Here is a 16472-nt window from a genome sequence, read left to right on the forward strand (position 1 = left end):
CCCATGAATGATTTACAGCTCGACGAATTCAAGACCGACGAAAATGCCGCCATGGTGTTGCTGGTGGACGACCAGGCCATGATCGGCGAAGCGGTGCGGCGTGGGTTGGCGAACGAGGAAAACATCGATTTCCACTTCTGCGCCGATCCGCACCAGGCCATTGCCCAGGCGATCCGCATCAAGCCCACGGTGATTCTCCAGGACCTGGTGATGCCGGGCCTGGACGGTCTGACCCTGGTGCGCGAGTACCGCAACCACCCGGCGACCCAGAACATCCCGATCATCGTTCTCTCCACCAAGGAAGACCCGCTGATCAAGAGCGCGGCCTTTGCCGCCGGGGCCAACGACTACCTGGTCAAGCTGCCGGACAACATCGAGCTGGTGGCGCGCATTCGCTATCACTCCCGCTCCTACATGACCCTGTTGCAGCGTGACGCGGCCTACCGCGCCCTGCGGGTCAGCCAGCAGCAACTGCTGGACACCAACCTGGTGCTGCAACGGCTGATGAACTCCGACGGCCTGACCGGGCTGTCCAACCGCCGGCATTTCGATGAGTACCTGGAGCTGGAGTGGCGGCGGGCGATGCGCGAACAGAGCCAGCTGTCGCTGTTGATGATCGACGTCGACTACTTCAAGACCTACAACGACACCTTCGGCCACCTGGAGGGCGACGAAGCCCTGCGCAAGGTGGCCACGGCGATTCGCGAGGCCAGCAGCCGGCCTTCCGACCTGCCGGCCCGCTACGGCGGCGAAGAGTTCGTGCTGGTGCTGCCCAATACCTCGCCGGGCGGGGCGCGACTGGTGGCCGAGAAGCTGCGCCAGACCGTGGAAGCCTTGAAAATCCCCCATATCGCGCCGGTGGAGGGCGCGAGCCTGACCATCAGCATCGGTCTTTCCACCGTAACGCCGCAGCCCAACAGCCATTGCCGGCAGTTGATTTCGGCGGCGGACAAGGGGCTGTACCTGGCCAAGAACAACGGCCGCAACCAGGTCGGGATCGAGTAACCGCCTCAGCTTCCAGGCTGCTCGTCGGTCGCCGGGTCCCGAGGGACGGGCACCAGGGTGTCGCCGAACAGGTAGTAGCTGTGGCTTGCGGTTTGCGAGCAGGTGAGAAGGGCGGCTTCGACCCTGTATCGGGTGTGCAGGTCGAGCCTTTTCTCGTTGAAGAGGTTGTTCAGCCGGCAGCAGGCGGCGATGGGGTAATCACCGAAGCTGTAGCTGAAGTGGCCATTTCTGTGGCTGGAGACCCAGGTGGCGCTGAATTGGCCTTGCAGCCACTGGGTCCGGGCTGCCACCTCGCTTTGCTGGCCTTTCAGGCGATGCAAGACCCACCACCACAGGAATATTGCCCACGGCACCAGCAGGGCGCAGGCCAGCTGTGGGGAGATCAACAGCCAGACCCCTTGCAGCAGGATCAGCACGAACAGGCTCAGGAACAGGCATATGAATGCCTGTGCTCCCCTGAGATTGCGACGCTCGCGGGCCTTGATGTAGCGGATTTGCGAGTCGCTGAGGGTTCTCTCCATGGCGGGCTGTTTCCTGGTTCTGCTGGCAATCGAGTGCGAGAAGTGGCATTCACGCTCGGATTGTATAGGTCCTGGCGCTTAAATTAGCGGGTCTAATTGCGCTTAAAGCCGCTAAGCGGGCTGCCGTGAATCAGTGATTCCGTTATAATCTCCGGCTTTCAAAAGTTCGCCAACGAGTGCCGCCCCCCATGGAAATCAACCCGATCCTGAACACCATCAAGGACCTGTCCGAGCGCTCCGAAACTATTCGGGGGTATCTTTGACTACGATCAAAAGCATGAGCGTCTGACCGAGGTCAATCGCGAGCTTGAAGATCCGAGTGTCTGGAACAAACCCGAATACGCCCAGGAACTGGGCCGCGAGCGCGCAGCGCTGGCACAGATCGTCGAGACCCTGGACGAACTGAACGGTGGCCTGGCCGATTGCCGCGATCTGCTGGACATGGCGGTCGAGGAAGAGGACGAAGGCGCGGTGGGCGACGTTGTCGCCGAGCTGGCCCGTCTCGAGGAAAACCTCGCCAAGCTCGAATTCCGCCGCATGTTCAGCCACGAAATGGACCCGAACAACGCCTACCTGGACATCCAGGCCGGCTCCGGCGGCACCGAGGCCCAGGACTGGGCCAACATCCTGCTGCGCATGTACCTGCGCTGGGCCGACAAGCGCGGTTTCGACGCGACCATCATGGAACTGTCGGCCGGTGAAGTCGCCGGTATCAAAGGTGCGACTGTGCACATCAAGGGTGAATACGCCTTTGGCTGGCTGCGCACCGAGATCGGCGTGCACCGTCTGGTGCGCAAGAGCCCGTTCGACTCCGGCAACCGTCGCCACACCTCGTTTTCCGCCGTTTTCGTCTCGCCCGAGATCGACGACAAGGTGGAAATCGAAATCAACCCGGCAGACCTGCGGATCGACACCTATCGTTCCTCCGGTGCCGGTGGTCAACACGTAAACACCACCGACTCGGCCGTACGTATCACCCACGTACCGACCAACACCGTGGTCAGCTGCCAGAACGAACGTTCCCAGCACGCCAACAAGGACACCGCCATGAAAATGCTGCGGGCCAAGTTGTACGAGCAGGAAATGCAGAAGCGCAACGCCGCGTCGCAAGCGCTGGAAGACACCAAGTCGGACATCGGCTGGGGTCACCAGATCCGCTCCTACGTGCTCGATGCGTCGCGGATCAAGGATCTGCGCACCAACATCGAACGCAGCGACTGCGACAAGGTACTCGACGGCGACATCGACGAATACCTGGAAGCCAGCCTGAAATCGGGCTTGTAATACTGCAATACGGGATCGGCTGACACGGTGCGATCCCGTAGGAGCCGGCTTGCCGGCGATCTCCAGGCCGAAGGCCTGGGGGCAATGAACCTGTGATGGAATTTCAAAAGACATGAGCGACCAACAACTCGACCCGCAAGCCCTGCAACAGGAAGAAAACTCCCTGATCGCCCTGCGCAAGGAAAAGCTTGCTGCCGAGCGCGCCAAGGGCAATGCCTTCCCGAACGACTTCCGCCGCGAAAACTACTGCGAAGATCTGCAGAAGAAATACGCGGACAAGACCAAGGAAGAGCTCGCAGAGGCTGCAATCCCGGTCAAGGTTGCCGGTCGCATCATGCTCAACCGTGGCTCGTTCATGGTGATCCAGGACATGACCGGTCGCATTCAGGTCTACGTCAACCGTAAAACCCTGTCCGAAGAAACCCTGGCCTCCGTCAAGACCTGGGACATGGGCGACATCATCGCTGCCGAAGGCACCCTGGCCCGTTCCGGCAAGGGTGACCTGTACGTTGAAATGACCAATGTGCGCCTGCTGACCAAGTCGCTGCGCCCGCTGCCGGACAAGCACCACGGCCTGACCGACACCGAGCAGCGCTACCGTCAGCGCTACGTCGACCTGATCGTCAACGAAGAAGTACGCCAGACTTTCCGCGTGCGTTCGCAAGTGATCGCCCACATCCGCAGCTTCCTGATGAAGCGCGACTTCCTCGAAGTCGAAACGCCGATGCTGCAGACCATCCCTGGCGGCGCGGCGGCCAAGCCGTTCGAAACCCACCACAACGCGCTGGACATGGAAATGTTCCTGCGTATCGCCCCTGAGTTGTATCTGAAGCGCCTGGTGGTTGGCGGTTTCGAGAAAGTGTTCGAGATCAACCGCAACTTCCGTAACGAAGGCGTTTCGACCCGTCACAACCCTGAATTCACCATGTTGGAGTTCTACCAGGCTTACGCCGACTACGAAGACAACATGGACCTGACCGAAGAACTGTTCCGCGAACTGGCGCAGCTTGTGTTGGGATCTACCGACGTGCCGTACGGCGACAAGGTGTTCCACTTCGGCGAGCCGTTCGCGCGCCTGTCGGTGTTCGACTCGATCCTCAAGTACAACCCCGAGCTGACCGCTGATGACCTGAACGACATCGACAAGGCTCGCGCCATCGCCAAGAAGGCCGGTGCCAAGGTGCTGGGCTTCGAAGGCCTGGGCAAGTTGCAGGTGATGATTTTCGAGGAACTGGTGGAGCACAAGCTGGAGCAGCCGCACTTCATTACCCAGTACCCGTTCGAAGTGTCGCCGCTGGCCCGTCGCAACGACGATAACCCCAACGTCACCGACCGTTTCGAGCTGTTCATTGGTGGTCGCGAAATCGCCAACGCCTACTCCGAGTTGAACGACGCGGAAGATCAGGCAGAGCGCTTCATGGCCCAGGTGGCGGACAAGGACGCCGGTGATGACGAAGCCATGCACTACGACGCCGATTTCGTCCGTGCCCTGGAATACGGTATGCCGCCCACCGCCGGCGAGGGCATCGGGATCGACCGCCTGGTGATGTTGCTGACCAACTCGCCTTCGATTCGCGACGTGATCCTGTTCCCGCACATGCGGCCGCAAGCTTAAGTGCTCTGAATAATCAGCCGCCTTTATCAGGCGGCTTTTTATTGTCTGGTTGGAACTGACGTACCGCTTCTAATTCTGTGTGATTTTTAAGAGGGAATACCTGTCGTGAACCGCGCAATTGCTCAAGAAGGTGCAGCTGGCATCGCCACTGCGGTGGCTGAAAGTGTTCAGTACCAGGGCCGCAAGGCCAGCCGCCAAGGCAGTGAGCAGCGTAGACAGGACATTCTCGATGCCGCCATGCGTATTGTCGTGCGTGACGGCGTGCGGGCCGTGCGCCATCGTGCGGTGGCCGCCGAGGCCGGTGTGCCCTTGTCGGCCACCACCTATTACTTCAAGGATATCGATGACCTGCTCACCGATACCTTCGCCCAGTACGTGGAGCGCAGCGCGGCGTTCATGGCCAAGCTGTGGGCCAGCAACGAGGGGCTGCTGCGGGAAATGGTCGCCTATGGCGATGGCAGCGCTGCCTCGCGCTCGCAACTGGCCGACGATATCGCACGTATGACCGCCGATTACGTACGGCGCCAGTTGAGTACCCGTCGTGAACACTTGATGGCCGAACAGGCCTTCCGCCAGGAAGCCTTGCTCAACCCGCGCCTGGCGCAGCTGGTGCGCTCGCACCAGCAGATCCTGCTGCACGGCACTTGCCAGTTTTTCCAGGTACTGGGCTCGCGGGAGCCGCAGCAGGATGCCAAGGTATTGACGTCGATAATCGGCCGGATGGAATATCAGGGCCTGCTCAACGGCGCCGAGCCGCTGGTGGAAGAAGAGATGCTCGGCATCCTCACGCGCTACATGCATCTGGTTCTGGCTTCGGTCTGAGCCGCGCGGCCTGGCTTGCCGGCTGCGGCCTGTCGGTCGTGGCCCGCGCCAGCGGCTACAGTGATTCTGGTGTTCATGGGAGAGTTGCATGCAAGCCTGGCGCGTCCTGATTGCCCTGTCGTTCCTGCTGCTCAGCGGTTGCCTGGTGGCCTTCAAGGAGCCGCTGCCGGCTGCGCAGGCGGCGCCTGCCCAATTGCTGGGCAAGTGGGCCAGCAAGAATGCCTGGGGCGAGCCGCTGAACATCCAGCTCAGCCAGATCGGCGCCAACCGCTACCGTGCCTCGAGTTACCCAGGCGGCACGGCGCGCCCGCGGGACACCTATGATTTCACCGTCTCCCGGCATGGCAACCGCTGGTACCTGTCGGCGGCGGTGCCCCAGGCTTTTGGAGGGCACTACAGCATTGCCGGTTTCGAGTTGACGGTAAGGCACGAACTGGTGCTTTACACCCTGGACCTGGAACAGATTCGCCAGGCCCTGGGTCAAAAGGCCTTGAGCGGTGAGCCCATGGCCACGGCCGAAGGCGATGGCGTGCTGATCAGCAGCCCCTTGCCCGAGGTCTTCGCCTACCTTGACGACCCCGCCAATTCCGACTTGTTCGTCGAGGCGGCGCGCTTCAAGCGCGTGGGCAAGTGACCCCGCGTTACAGACCCATTCAATAGGAGCTTTTGGTGGACGATTACCAGCAGACGATACGCACTCTGTCCGATCGCATAGTGCTGGCCCAGACACCGATCCGCGTGCTGGATGCGGTGAAGTGGGACGAGAACGTCCGCAAAGGCTTTCTCAAGGCCAAGGGCAAGGAAATGCCGGCGGTGGACCGCGCCTATTACGAGGGGCGGCCACTGTCTTTCGATTCTGGTGCGGTGAAGCTGGAATTCCAGAACATCGAGCGCGACATCACCCGCCAACTGGGCCAGTTCAACCCGGTGGGGCAGATCATGCGCCGCATGTGCAAGGAATACCGCATGGTGGTGCGCATGCTCGAAGCACGGGGTACCGGCGACTTCGGCCTGATCTCGCAGGAGCTGTACGGCGCCGCATCCGATGCCTTCCATGCCGGCGACCCGACCCTGGCGGACCTGGGGCTGATGATGTCCGATTACCTGAACAACATCGACGGTCGGGGCGATCTCAAGGACGAACCCAAGACCCTGAGTGCCAAGGATGCCGTGAGCCTGCTGCAGAGCCGCCTGAACAAGGTGTTTGGCGAGGCCGAGGAAACCATCCGGGTGTTCGAGTCCGACGGTATCGTCGCCGACGCCGCGGCGGGCGCCGACTACATCAAGATCCGCAGCGATGCGATGTTCAACAACCGTGACGTGCGGGCCCTGGAAGTCCATGAGGGGCTGGTGCACGTGGGCACCACCCTGAACGGCCTCAACCAGCCGATCTGCACCTTCCTGGCCAAGGGCCCGCCCTCGTCCACGGTGACCCAGGAGGGGCTGGCGATCCTGATGGAGATCATCACCTTTGCCTCTTACCCCAGCCGCTTGCGCAAGCTGACCAACCGCACCCGGGCCATCCATATGGTGGAGGAGGGCGCGGACTTCCTGCAGGTGTTCGAGTTCTTCCGCGAGCAGGGCTTCGAGATGGCCGAGAGCTACGGCAATGCCAGCCGGGTGTTCCGCGGGTCGGTGCCCACGGGGCTGCCGTTTACCAAAGACTTGTCCTACCTCAAGGGCTTCATCATGGTTTACAACTACATTCAGCTGGCTGTGCGCAAGGGCAAGCTGGAGCAGGTGCCGCTGCTGTTCTGCGGCAAGACCACCCTCGAGGACATGCGCACCCTGCGCCAGCTGGTGGACGAAGGGCTGGTGGTGGCACCCAAGTACCTGCCCGAACAGTTTCGCGACATGAACGCGCTGTCGGCCTGGATGTGTTTCTCCAACTTCCTCAACCATCTGAGCCTGGACCGGATCGAGGCGGACTACTCCAACATTCTTTGACTTCTGCCGGGGGGCGCACATGGACGTATCCACAGACAGCTGTAGCCACTGGCACAGGCTGCGACAAGGCCTGCAGGGCCTTCAGCGCCCATCCGGGTACAGGCCAGGGGGCTGCGGATGAGCCGGCTGCTGAAGTGTTGCGCGGTATTTGCCCTGCTGCTGGGCCTGCAGGGCTGCAGTTCGTTGCTGTTCTATCCCGAACCCGGGCTGCCTTTCACCCCTGAGCGGGCCAGGCTCGAATACCGTGACGTGACCCTGACCACCGCCGATGGCCTCAAGCTGCACGGCTGGTGGCTGCCGGCCAAACCCGGAGTGGCGGTCAAGGGCACGGTGCTGCACCTGCATGGCAACGGCGGCAATCTGGCCTGGCACCTGGGGGGTAGTTGGTGGCTGCCGGAGCAGGGCTATCAGGTGCTGCTGGTGGACTATCGCGGTTATGGCCTGTCCGAAGGTGCACCGAGCCTGCCGGCGATCTATCAGGATCTGGATGCCGCGTTCAAGTGGCTGGACCAGGCCCCCGAAGTGCAGGGCAAGCCATTGATCGTGCTGGGGCAAAGCCTGGGCGGCGCCCTGGCCATCCACTACCTGGTACAGCACCCCGAACGTCAGGCCCAGCTCAAGGCCATCGTCCTCGATGGGGTTCCGGCCAGTTATCGCGATGTCGGGCGCTATGCCCTGAGCACTTCCTGGCTGACCTGGCCGTTGCAGGTGCCGTTGTCGTGGCTGGTGCCGGACACCGACAGCGCGATTCACTCGATGCCGCGCCTGACCGGGGTACCGAAACTGATCTACCACAGCATCGACGATCCCATCGTGCCCCTTTCCAATGGCATCCGTGTGTATCAAGCTGCGCCCCCGCCCAGGGTCCTGCAGCTGACCCGCGGCGGCCATGTGCAAACCTTTGCCGATCCGACCTGGCGCCGCGTGATGCTGCGCTACCTCGATGATCCGCAGCATTTCGACGGGTTGCGCCGCCTGGGGGAGATCCCCAATTACCCGACGCCCCCGAATTCAGCAGTTGAACCTCCAGAGAGTCCGCAATGAGTGAAGAACGCAACGCCATTCCCATGATCATCACCGGTATCTGCAGCATCATCGTCACCGTGGGCAGCCTGTGGTACTACGGCTACCTGCACTTCGCCAAACCGGAGGATGCATTGCTGCTCAGCGACTTCACCATGCTCAAGACCGTGCCCGGCGAGGACTACAAGATCTCTCTGCAACCGGCCGATGAAGTGGCCCAGTGCATCGACGGTGTACTGGTGCTGTTCGACACCCAGCAGAAAGGCCTGACCGGGGTGCTGGTGAACAAGAAGAAGCAGGCCGTGCGCTGCATGGGGCAGGAAACCCCGCAACTGGAGCAGTGATCTGTTCGCCGGCAAGCCGGCTCCTACATGGATAACGGCATAAAAAAAACGCCGCCGACCTGAAGAGGTCGGCGGCGTTTTGTCTTACCTGCCTATATAGGCAGGGTGCCCGATCAGTTGCGGCTGACCGACGAACGTGGTGCTACCGGCTGGTTGTCGTTGGAAATGGTCACTTCCACGCGACGGTTCATGGCGCGGCCGGAAACACTGCCGTTATCGGCCACCGGATATTCCTTGCCATAACCCTGGCTAACGATGCGCGCCGGGTCGATACCCATGCGGATCAGAGCCATCTGCACCGAGCCGGCACGGCGCTCGGACAGCGACTGGTTGTAGGAATCGCTGCCGGTGCTGTCGGTGTAGCCTTCGACGATCACCTTGCGATCGGGGTTCTGCTGGAGGAATTGCGCGAGCTTGTTGATGTTCACCAGGCCGCTGGATTTCAGGTCGGACTTGTTGGTGGCGAACAGCACGTCACCGAAGGTCACCAGGGTGCCGCGGTCGGTCTGCTTGGCGTTGAGGCTGTCCTGCAGTTGCTTGATCTGCGCGTCGCGGGCATCGAGGATGGCGCGGGCGCGCTGGTCGCCGGCATCCTTGAGCTTGGCTTCGGCGGTGCGCAGGGCAATGGTTTCCTTGGCCACTTCAACCCGCTGGTTGGTCAGGTAGGCCAGTTGGTCGACCTTCTTCTCGTCGTCCTTGTTCAGGTAGGCCTTGTCGGCCTTGTCCATCCAGTCGGCGGCGTCCTTGGTTTCCAGGGCGGCGACCTTGCTGGCCTGCGGGTTGGCCTGCAGGGCGGAGAAGTTGGTGCGGGCGTTTTCCAGGTTGGCGTTAGGCGGGGTGGAGCAGGCCGCCAGGGCTACGCTCATGGCCAACAGGGCTGGGATCATCAATTGTTTGCGCATAATGGTTCGTCCTTTCAATCAAATACGAGTACGTGGGAATCGGCGGCGGCTTCTTATTGCACGCTACGCATACCTTCCTGACGCAGTTCCTGAACGCCTTTCTGCGAGTCTTTCAGCGCTTGCTCGGCCTTGGCGGCCTGGGCCTTGCGCTCTGCTACGCGGGCGTCCCACTCGGCTTGTTCAGCCAGGCGGCGGGCTTCGTCGTACTTCTTGTCGTGCATGGCAATCTCGGCTTGCTTGAGCTTGTCCTGCGCCGACTTCATTTCCACGGCAGCAAATTCGGTACCGCCTGCGCTCACTGCGCTATTGACCGCAGATTGCGTGACCGCGTACTGCTCGGTGGGCGGGTTCCCGGCACAACCGGCCAGAACCATGCTGCTACCGAGGGCCAGCGCGGCCAGCTTCAGCCCGCGCAGAGAGGTGAACGAGGATTTGGCAGTGCTGATCTTCATGGTCTTCAACTCCATTGGGTAACTCCTGGAAAACATCAAAATCCATCCTGGTTCTGGCGCCGTGACGCTTCAGTGACGACGAGCGCTGATGGCAAAATTTGAAACGGCCGTTCCAGTGATGGCTAATGGGTGTGACCCGAGGCTTTTTTGAATAGTTCAGAGAAAGATGGCGATTGGCCGGAAAAAAATCTGACGCATCGGACAAGGCTCTAGATTGGGAACTTTTGCCGCGCGCAGGGGTATCCCCGACCCTTTGCAGGGCCGGGAAGGATGATTGTCAGGTGACCGCGGGAGTGTGGAAGTTCAGTGCTTGGGCTTGTCGGACTGGCTCGCCAGCAGGTGCAGATGCTGGCGCGACAATGCCAGGAAACGAGGGGTGGGACCCACATCCTCGTACAGTGGATCGCCCTCTTCATCGGTGGCCACGACGTGCTGGCCCTGGATGTAGGGGAAGCTCGCCTCCAGCTCTTCCAGGGCGGCGCCGATCAGTTCGCCGAGCAGTTCTTCGGTCTGGCGTTTGGGGTACATCTCGGAAAGGGCGGCCAGGCGTGCGGCGGCTTCCACATCCAGGTGAATCCGGTAGCCGGTCCGGGTCAGGCGACCCTTGGCGTTTTCTTCCCAGTGTTGCGCAAGTTCACGGATTTTCATGATGACCTCAATGAACACCTGCTCGTGGCAGGCTGGGTTGAGTGGACCGGCCGGGGCCGGTAGGCGGCCCTCGTGCGGCCTATGCTTGAGACTAGCTGCATCGCCGAAGGTTTGGTGCGCTTTGCCCCACGCTTGCTAAGCGAGGTGTGCAGGCGGCACTCTTGAGCTTTCCGTGCCGCCTTGAGTCCGCTGGAGAACACCTCGATGACCGATATTGATGCGCGCTTGCGCGAAGACGTTCACCTCTTGGGGGAACTGCTGGGCAATACCATCCGCGACCAGTACGGGGAGGCTTTCCTCGACAAGATCGAGCAGATTCGCAAAGGCGCCAAGGCCGATCGCCGGGGCTCGCCGGGGGCCGAATTGAGCGCCAGCCTCGACCAGTTGAGCGAGGACGAACTGCTGCCGGTGGCCAGGGCCTTCAACCAGTTCCTCAACCTGGCGAACATCGCCGAGCAGTATCAGTTGATCCACCGCCGCGACGAGTCGCAGCCGGCACCCTTCGAGGCTCGGGTGCTGCCGGAGCTGCTGGCTCGCCTGCGGGCCGAAGGGCACAGCGCCGATGCTCTGGCCCGGCAACTGGGGCGCCTGGAAATCGAGCTGGTGCTGACCGCTCACCCCACCGAAGTGGCGCGCCGCACCCTGATCCAGAAATACGACGCGATTGCCGGGCAACTGGCGGCCCAGGACCACCGTGACCTCACGAGCGCCGAGCGCGGGCAGATCCAGGAGCGCCTGCAACGCTTGATCGCCGAGGCCTGGCACACCGAGGAAATCCGCCGGACCCGACCCACTCCGGTGGATGAAGCCAAGTGGGGCTTTGCGGTGATCGAGCATTCGCTGTGGCAGGCGATCCCCAATTACCTGCGCAAGGCCGACAAGGCCTTGTTCGAGGCCACCGGGCTGCACCTGCCGCTGGAGTCGGCGCCGATCCGCTTTGCGTCGTGGATGGGTGGCGACCGTGATGGCAACCCCAATGTCACCGCTGCGGTAACCCGCGAAGTGCTGCTGCTGGCGCGCTGGATGGCCGCCGACCTATACCTGCGGGACATCGACCACTTGGCGGCCGAGCTGTCCATGCAGCAGGCCAGCCCGGCGCTCGTGGCCAGGGCCGGAGATAGCGCCGAGCCTTATCGGGCGCTGCTCAAGCAATTGCGCGAACGCCTGCGGGCCACCCGCAACTGGGCCCACGCGGCGCTCAGCGCGGCGGTGCCGGCGGGCGCCGAGGTGTTGCACAACAACCGTGACCTGCTGGAGCCGCTGCAGCTGTGCTACCAGTCGTTGCACGAGTGCGGCATGGGAGTGATTGCCGACGGGCCGCTGCTCGACTGTCTGCGCCGGGCAGTGACCTTCGGTCTGTTCCTGGTGCGCCTGGATGTACGCCAGGATTCCAGCCGGCATACCTCGGCCATGACCGAAATCACCGATTACCTGGGCCTGGGGCGTTACGAGGACTGGAGCGAGGAGGATCGCATCACCTTCCTGATGCGCGAACTGAGCAGCCGTCGGCCGTTGTTGCCAGGCTATTTCAAGCCCTCGGCGGACACCGCCGAAGTGCTCGCCACCTGCCGCGAAATCGCTGGTGCGCCAGCGGCGTCCCTGGGTTCCTATGTGATTTCCATGGCCGGCGCGGCCTCCGATGTGCTGGCGGTGCAGTTGCTGCTCAAGGAATCCGGTGTGCTGCGGCCGATGCGCGTGGTGCCTCTGTTCGAGACCCTGGCGGACCTGGACAACGCCGGCCCGGTGATGGAAAAACTGCTGCACATGCCGGGCTATCGTTCGCGCCTGCAAGGGCCGCAGGAAGTGATGATCGGCTACTCCGACTCGGCCAAGGATGCCGGCACCACGGCTGCGGCCTGGGCCCAGTACCGGGCCCAGGAGCGGCTGGTGGACATCTGCCGCGAGCAACAGGTGGAACTGCTGCTGTTCCACGGCCGCGGTGGCACCGTGGGACGCGGCGGCGGCCCGGCCCACGCGGCCATTCTGTCGCAGCCGCCGGGTTCGGTGGCGGGGCGTTTCCGCACCACCGAGCAAGGGGAAATGATCCGCTTCAAATTCGGCCTGCCGGACATCGCCGAGCAGAACCTCAACCTCTATCTGGCCGCGGTACTGGAGGCGACCCTGTTGCCGCCGCCGCCACCGCAGCCGGCCTGGCGTCACCTGATGGACGAGCTGGCCAGCGATGGCGTCCGGGCCTACCGCGAGGTGGTGCGGGACAATCCGCAGTTCGTCGAGTACTTCCGCCAGTCCACTCCGGAACAGGAGCTGGGCCGCCTGCCGCTGGGCAGCCGCCCGGCCAAGCGCCGTGCCGGGGGCATCGAGAGCCTGCGGGCCATCCCCTGGATCTTCGGCTGGACCCAGACGCGCCTGATGTTGCCCGCCTGGCTCGGCTGGGAAGCGGCCTTGAGCAAGGCCCTGGCCCGTGGCGAGGGCGACCTGCTGGGGCAGATGCGCGAGCAATGGCCGTTCTTCCGCACCCGCATCGACATGCTGGAGATGGTGCTGGCCAAGGCCGACGCGGATATAGCCCGCTCCTATGATGAGCGCCTGGTGGAGGCCGAACTGTTGCCGTTGGGCGAGCATTTACGCGACCTATTGTCGCAGGCTTGCGCGGTGGTCCTGGGCCTGACCGGGCAGTCGCAACTGCTGGCGCACAGCCCCGATACCCTGGAGTTCATCCGCCTGCGCAACACCTACCTCGACCCGCTGCATCTGTTGCAGGCCGAGCTTCTGGCGCGCTCGCGCAAGCAGCAAGCGCCGCAAGGAAGCCCCGTGGAACAGGCGTTGCTGGTCTCCGTGGCCGGTATCGCCGCTGGCTTGCGCAATACCGGCTGAGGTGCGAGAGGGCTGCCGGCCAGCGGCGGGGCAGCCCCGATCAAGGCAATTGCGAGGTGTCGTTCTGGTTCATCTGGCGACACTTTGTTGTCGGGTTGCGACTTGTTCTACCCGGCCAATGGGGCACAAAAGGGCCGGGTTCCTCCGACTTTCGACTGCTTGTGTGCGCTGTGTCGGCTGTGTATCTTGATCAGCCTTTGGCCGTTTGGGCGGCCACACCCCCATTTTTGAGATTGGCCCCACGAGGCGAATCCGAGCGTTTCTAAATAAAAAATTGAGGAGCACATCGATGCGCGTAATTCTGCTGGGAGCTCCCGGGGCCGGTAAAGGTACTCAGGCAAAGTTCATCACCGAAAAATTCGGTATTCCACAGATCTCCACCGGTGACATGCTGCGTGCTGCGGTCAAGGCCGGCACCGAGCTGGGCCTGAAGGCCAAGAGCGTGATGGACAGCGGTGGCCTGGTGTCCGATGACCTGATCATCAACCTGGTCAAGGAACGCATCAGCCAGGCCGACTGCGCCAATGGCTTCCTGTTCGACGGCTTCCCGCGCACCATTCCCCAGGCCGAAGCGCTGGTGAAGGCCGGTGTCGAGCTGGACAACGTGGTGGAAATCGCCGTCGACGACGAAGAGATTGTCCAGCGCATCGCCGGTCGCCGTGTGCACGAAGCTTCGGGCCGGGTCTACCACACCGTCTACAACCCGCCGAAGATCGCCGGCAAGGATGACATCACCGGTGAAGACCTGGTGCAGCGCAAGGACGACACCGAGGAAACCGTGCGTCATCGCCTGTCGGTCTACCACTCGCAGACCAAGCCGCTGGTGGAGTTCTACCAGCAACTGGCTGCCACCCAGGGCAAGCCGAAGTACAGCCATATCCCTGGCGTCGGTTCGGTGGAAGTGATCACCGGCAAGGTACTCGAAGCCCTGAGCTGAGTTGCCAGAGCGTTTGATCGTTGAACGGCCCGCTTGCGGGCCGTTGCTGTTTATAATGCGTCACTTTTTTCAATGCCTATGGAACCCCGAATGAGCACCTTGCTGGCCCTGGACACCGCGACTGAAGCTTGCTCCGTTGCTTTGCTGCATGACGGCAAGGTCACGAGCCATTACGAGGTGATCCCGCGCCTGCATGCACAGAAGCTGTTGCCGATGATCCAGGAGCTGCTGGCCAATGCCGGGGTGACCTTGCAACAGGTCGAGGCCATTGCCTTTGGCCGTGGCCCGGGCGCCTTCACCGGGGTGCGCATCGCCATCGGCGTGGTGCAGGGCCTGGCCTTTGCCCTGGAGCGCCCGGTGCTGCCGGTATCCAACCTGGCGGTGCTGGCCCAGCGGGCTCTGCGCGAGCATGGCGCGACCCAGGTGGCTTCGGCCATCGATGCGCGCATGGATGAAGTCTATTGGGGCTGCTACCAGGAAGTTGCCGGCGAGATGCGCCAGGTGGGCGCGGAAGCGGTATTGCCGCCGGAAGTCGCGGCCCTGCCCGAAGGCTCCAGCGGCGACTGGTTCGGTGCGGGCACCGGTTGGGGGTATGGCGAGCGCATTGCCGTCGAACTCAGCGGCCAGGACGCCGGCATGCTGCCCCATGCGGTCGACCTGCTGACCCTGGCGCAGTTTGCCTGGGAGCGCGGCGAGGCGATCGTTGCCGACCAGGCCCAACCTGTCTATCTGCGGGACAAGGTCGCTACTCCCAAGGCCCGTTGAACCCAGAACAAATGTGCGCGGTTATGCGGATAACTCCCGCATACGCCCGCCAATCGTCCGTTTTTTCAGCCTGAACCTGCCCGGTTTTAAACCTTTTGGCTTTTCTGTGTTCTAGTTATCACTTGGGCATTTGCTAAGTCGAAGCGGTGCCGCTAAATTGCCATCATCGACCCCGGGCTTTTCTGTATGCGTATAGACGGCATCTCCTCTCAGTCCTACCCCATCAAGCGCAAGCCTCGCAAAGGCCGTGCGCTGGTAGACGAGTCCCTGGACGATGCCGACGCCATTGAAGTGCAGCCCGAGCCTTCGACCCAGAGCCGTTCCCAGGCGTCTTCCTCACGTACCGGCAATCTTCCCGCCCGCCCCCAGGACATGATCTTCCAGCGGGCGATGAAAAAGAGCGTGGCCAACGCCCTGGCCAGCTACCTGACCACCGCCGGCTTTGTCGATTGGGATATGGAAGTGGTGGGTCTCGACCTGCATATCTGATGCTGCCTTATTTCCTCGGTTGTCCTTCCTGGAGCGAAAACGCCTGGCGTGAGTACCTGTACCCGGAAGACGCCCGGCCCAATGATTTCCTCGGCCTGTATTGCCAGGTCTTCAACGCCGTCGAAGGCAATACCACCTTCTATGCACGGCCGGCGCCCGGAACTGTGCAGCGCTGGGCCGAGATCATGCCCGAGCACTTTCGCTTTACCGCCAAGTTCCCCGGTGACATCAGTCACGGCGGCGACCTGCGCGAGCAGTTGAGCGCCGCTGAGTCCTTTATCCAGCTGCTCAGCCCCCTGGGTGAGCGGGTGTCGCCGCTGTGGCTGCAGTTGCCGGCCAGCTTTGCGCCACAGCGTCTGGCGGAACTGGCCGGGTTCATCGATGGCCTGGAGCGGCCGCTGGCGGTGGAAGTGCGGCACCCGGAGTTCTTCACCAAGGGCGATGCCGAACGCATGCTCAACCGGCTGCTGCGCGAGCGTGGCGTGGAACGCATCTGCCTCGACCCGCGGGCCCTGTTCAGTTGCACGTCGACCGCTCCTGCGGTGCTGCATGCGCAGTCGAAAAAGCCCAAGGTGCCACCGCGCCCCGCAGCCTTCACCCAGTTTCCCCAGGTGCGCTTCATCGGTCATCCGGAGCTTGAGGCCAACGATCCTTTCCTTGAACCCTGGATCGACAAGGTCGCCGGCTGGATCGAAGAGGGGCGTACGCCCTACGTGTTCCTGCACACTTCGGACAACCGTCTGGCGGCTGAACTGGCGCGGCGTTTTCACGCCCGGCTGATGCAACGTTTGCCTGGCTTGCCCGCATTGCCTGAGTTATACAGAGAGCCCGCTGCGGAGCAACTCGGCTTGCTCTGAAGCGCCTTCACGGCCTTCTTCAGGAG

17 protein-coding genes are annotated in these 16472 nt (G+C 62.6%); 13 read left to right on the top strand and 4 right to left on the bottom strand.

What is annotated here, in order from left to right; translation table 11 throughout:
* Positions 1-3 precede the first annotated feature (3 nt).
* Entirely contained in the window at positions 4-1005 is a 1002-nt protein-coding gene (locus ABCR88_RS05895; RefSeq protein ID WP_011059483.1) for a PleD family two-component system response regulator, read from the top strand.
* Positions 1006-1010: 5 nt separating this feature from the next.
* Here ABCR88_RS05895 and ABCR88_RS05900 read toward each other — a convergent pair whose 3' ends face one another.
* The gene (locus ABCR88_RS05900) at positions 1011-1526 is read right to left on the bottom strand and encodes a hypothetical protein (protein WP_053149237.1); all 516 of its coding nucleotides are present in this window, start codon (positions 1524-1526) and stop codon (positions 1011-1013) included.
* 188 nt (positions 1527-1714) lie between these two features.
* Here ABCR88_RS05900 and prfB point away from each other — a divergent pair.
* The 7 genes from prfB (at position 1715) to ABCR88_RS05935 (ending at position 8561) form a co-directional block, all read left to right on the top strand.
* A protein-coding gene (gene prfB / locus ABCR88_RS05905) for a peptide chain release factor 2 (protein ID WP_100255254.1) occupies positions 1715-2810 on the top strand; the annotation gives its coding sequence in 2 pieces (ribosomal slippage) (positions 1715-1786 and positions 1788-2810; 1095 coding nt in all).
* A gap of 112 nt (positions 2811-2922) precedes the next feature.
* Positions 2923-4425: a lysine--tRNA ligase gene (lysS, locus tag ABCR88_RS05910; RefSeq protein WP_011059486.1), complete on the top strand. Its 1503-nt coding sequence runs from the start codon at positions 2923-2925 to the stop codon at positions 4423-4425.
* Between the two features lie 105 nt (positions 4426-4530).
* A complete protein-coding gene (locus tag ABCR88_RS05915; protein ID WP_011059487.1) occupies positions 4531-5247 on the top strand; it encodes a TetR family transcriptional regulator in 717 nt (238 codons plus the stop codon).
* A gap of 88 nt (positions 5248-5335) precedes the next feature.
* Entirely contained in the window at positions 5336-5881 is a 546-nt protein-coding gene (locus tag ABCR88_RS05920) for a hypothetical protein (RefSeq protein WP_041116180.1), read from the top strand.
* A gap of 35 nt (positions 5882-5916) precedes the next feature.
* Positions 5917-7194, top strand: a complete 1278-nt coding sequence (locus tag ABCR88_RS05925) for a flavohemoglobin expression-modulating QEGLA motif protein (protein WP_011059489.1) — start codon at positions 5917-5919, stop codon at positions 7192-7194.
* Between the two features lie 117 nt (positions 7195-7311).
* Positions 7312-8238 (top strand): alpha/beta hydrolase, encoded by a 927-nt coding sequence (locus tag ABCR88_RS05930; protein ID WP_019093912.1) that lies wholly within the window; start codon positions 7312-7314, stop codon positions 8236-8238.
* Entirely contained in the window at positions 8235-8561 is a 327-nt protein-coding gene (locus ABCR88_RS05935) for a hypothetical protein (protein WP_011059491.1), read from the top strand. The genes ABCR88_RS05930 and ABCR88_RS05935 overlap by 4 nt, the downstream gene beginning before the upstream one ends.
* A gap of 113 nt (positions 8562-8674) precedes the next feature.
* Here ABCR88_RS05935 and ABCR88_RS05940 read toward each other — a convergent pair whose 3' ends face one another.
* From ABCR88_RS05940 to ABCR88_RS05950, 3 genes are all read right to left on the bottom strand, one after another.
* Complete coding sequence (locus ABCR88_RS05940; protein ID WP_011059492.1) at positions 8675-9463, bottom strand: OmpA family protein; 789 nt, start codon at positions 9461-9463, stop codon at positions 8675-8677.
* Between the two features lie 53 nt (positions 9464-9516).
* Complete coding sequence (locus ABCR88_RS05945; protein WP_011059493.1) at positions 9517-9930, bottom strand: DUF4398 domain-containing protein; 414 nt, start codon at positions 9928-9930, stop codon at positions 9517-9519.
* Positions 9931-10218: 288 nt separating this feature from the next.
* Entirely contained in the window at positions 10219-10563 is a 345-nt protein-coding gene (locus ABCR88_RS05950) for a hypothetical protein (protein ID WP_015634311.1), read from the bottom strand.
* Between the two features lie 204 nt (positions 10564-10767).
* On the opposite strand from ABCR88_RS05950, the gene ppc reads away from it, so the two are divergent.
* From ppc to ABCR88_RS05975, 5 genes are all read left to right on the top strand, one after another.
* Positions 10768-13398 carry a phosphoenolpyruvate carboxylase gene (ppc, locus tag ABCR88_RS05955; RefSeq protein WP_041116182.1) on the top strand — a complete coding sequence of 877 codons (2631 nt, stop codon included), beginning with the start codon at positions 10768-10770 and terminating at the stop codon, positions 13396-13398.
* A gap of 289 nt (positions 13399-13687) precedes the next feature.
* Entirely contained in the window at positions 13688-14335 is a 648-nt protein-coding gene (gene adk, locus ABCR88_RS05960) for an adenylate kinase (RefSeq protein ID WP_015634313.1), read from the top strand.
* 90 nt (positions 14336-14425) lie between these two features.
* A complete protein-coding gene (tsaB, locus tag ABCR88_RS05965; protein WP_041116183.1) occupies positions 14426-15100 on the top strand; it encodes a tRNA (adenosine(37)-N6)-threonylcarbamoyltransferase complex dimerization subunit type 1 TsaB in 675 nt (224 codons plus the stop codon).
* Positions 15101-15286: 186 nt separating this feature from the next.
* Entirely contained in the window at positions 15287-15589 is a 303-nt protein-coding gene (locus ABCR88_RS05970) for a hypothetical protein (protein WP_041116185.1), read from the top strand.
* The gene (locus ABCR88_RS05975) at positions 15586-16446 is read left to right on the top strand and encodes a DUF72 domain-containing protein (RefSeq protein WP_026020060.1); all 861 of its coding nucleotides are present in this window, start codon (positions 15586-15588) and stop codon (positions 16444-16446) included. The genes ABCR88_RS05970 and ABCR88_RS05975 overlap by 4 nt, the downstream gene beginning before the upstream one ends.
* The last annotated feature ends 26 nt before the right edge of the window (positions 16447-16472 follow it).

Source organism: Pseudomonas sp. W17, assembly GCF_040268305.1.
Classification (GTDB): Bacteria; Pseudomonadota; Gammaproteobacteria; order Pseudomonadales; family Pseudomonadaceae; genus Aquipseudomonas; species Aquipseudomonas protegens.

Bases quoted from the DNA above. Each gene is read 5' to 3' on its own strand.
- ABCR88_RS05895 (WP_011059483.1), top strand. From the start codon at position 4: ATGAATGATTTACAGCTCGACGAATTCAAGACCGACGAAAATGCCGCC.
- ABCR88_RS05900 (WP_053149237.1), bottom strand. From the start codon at position 1,526: ATGGAGAGAACCCTCAGCGACTCGCAAATCCGCTACATCAAGGCCCGC.
- lysS (WP_011059486.1), top strand. From the start codon at position 2,923: ATGAGCGACCAACAACTCGACCCGCAAGCCCTGCAACAGGAAGAAAAC.
- ABCR88_RS05920 (WP_041116180.1), top strand. From the start codon at position 5,336: ATGCAAGCCTGGCGCGTCCTGATTGCCCTGTCGTTCCTGCTGCTCAGC.
- ABCR88_RS05930 (WP_019093912.1), top strand. From the start codon at position 7,312: ATGAGCCGGCTGCTGAAGTGTTGCGCGGTATTTGCCCTGCTGCTGGGC.
- ABCR88_RS05935 (WP_011059491.1), top strand. From the start codon at position 8,235: ATGAGTGAAGAACGCAACGCCATTCCCATGATCATCACCGGTATCTGC.
- ABCR88_RS05940 (WP_011059492.1), bottom strand. From the start codon at position 9,463: ATGCGCAAACAATTGATGATCCCAGCCCTGTTGGCCATGAGCGTAGCC.
- ABCR88_RS05945 (WP_011059493.1), bottom strand. From the start codon at position 9,930: ATGGAGTTGAAGACCATGAAGATCAGCACTGCCAAATCCTCGTTCACC.
- ABCR88_RS05950 (WP_015634311.1), bottom strand. From the start codon at position 10,563: ATGAAAATCCGTGAACTTGCGCAACACTGGGAAGAAAACGCCAAGGGT.
- ppc (WP_041116182.1), top strand. From the start codon at position 10,768: ATGACCGATATTGATGCGCGCTTGCGCGAAGACGTTCACCTCTTGGGG.
- adk (WP_015634313.1), top strand. From the start codon at position 13,688: ATGCGCGTAATTCTGCTGGGAGCTCCCGGGGCCGGTAAAGGTACTCAG.
- tsaB (WP_041116183.1), top strand. From the start codon at position 14,426: ATGAGCACCTTGCTGGCCCTGGACACCGCGACTGAAGCTTGCTCCGTT.
- ABCR88_RS05970 (WP_041116185.1), top strand. From the start codon at position 15,287: ATGCGTATAGACGGCATCTCCTCTCAGTCCTACCCCATCAAGCGCAAG.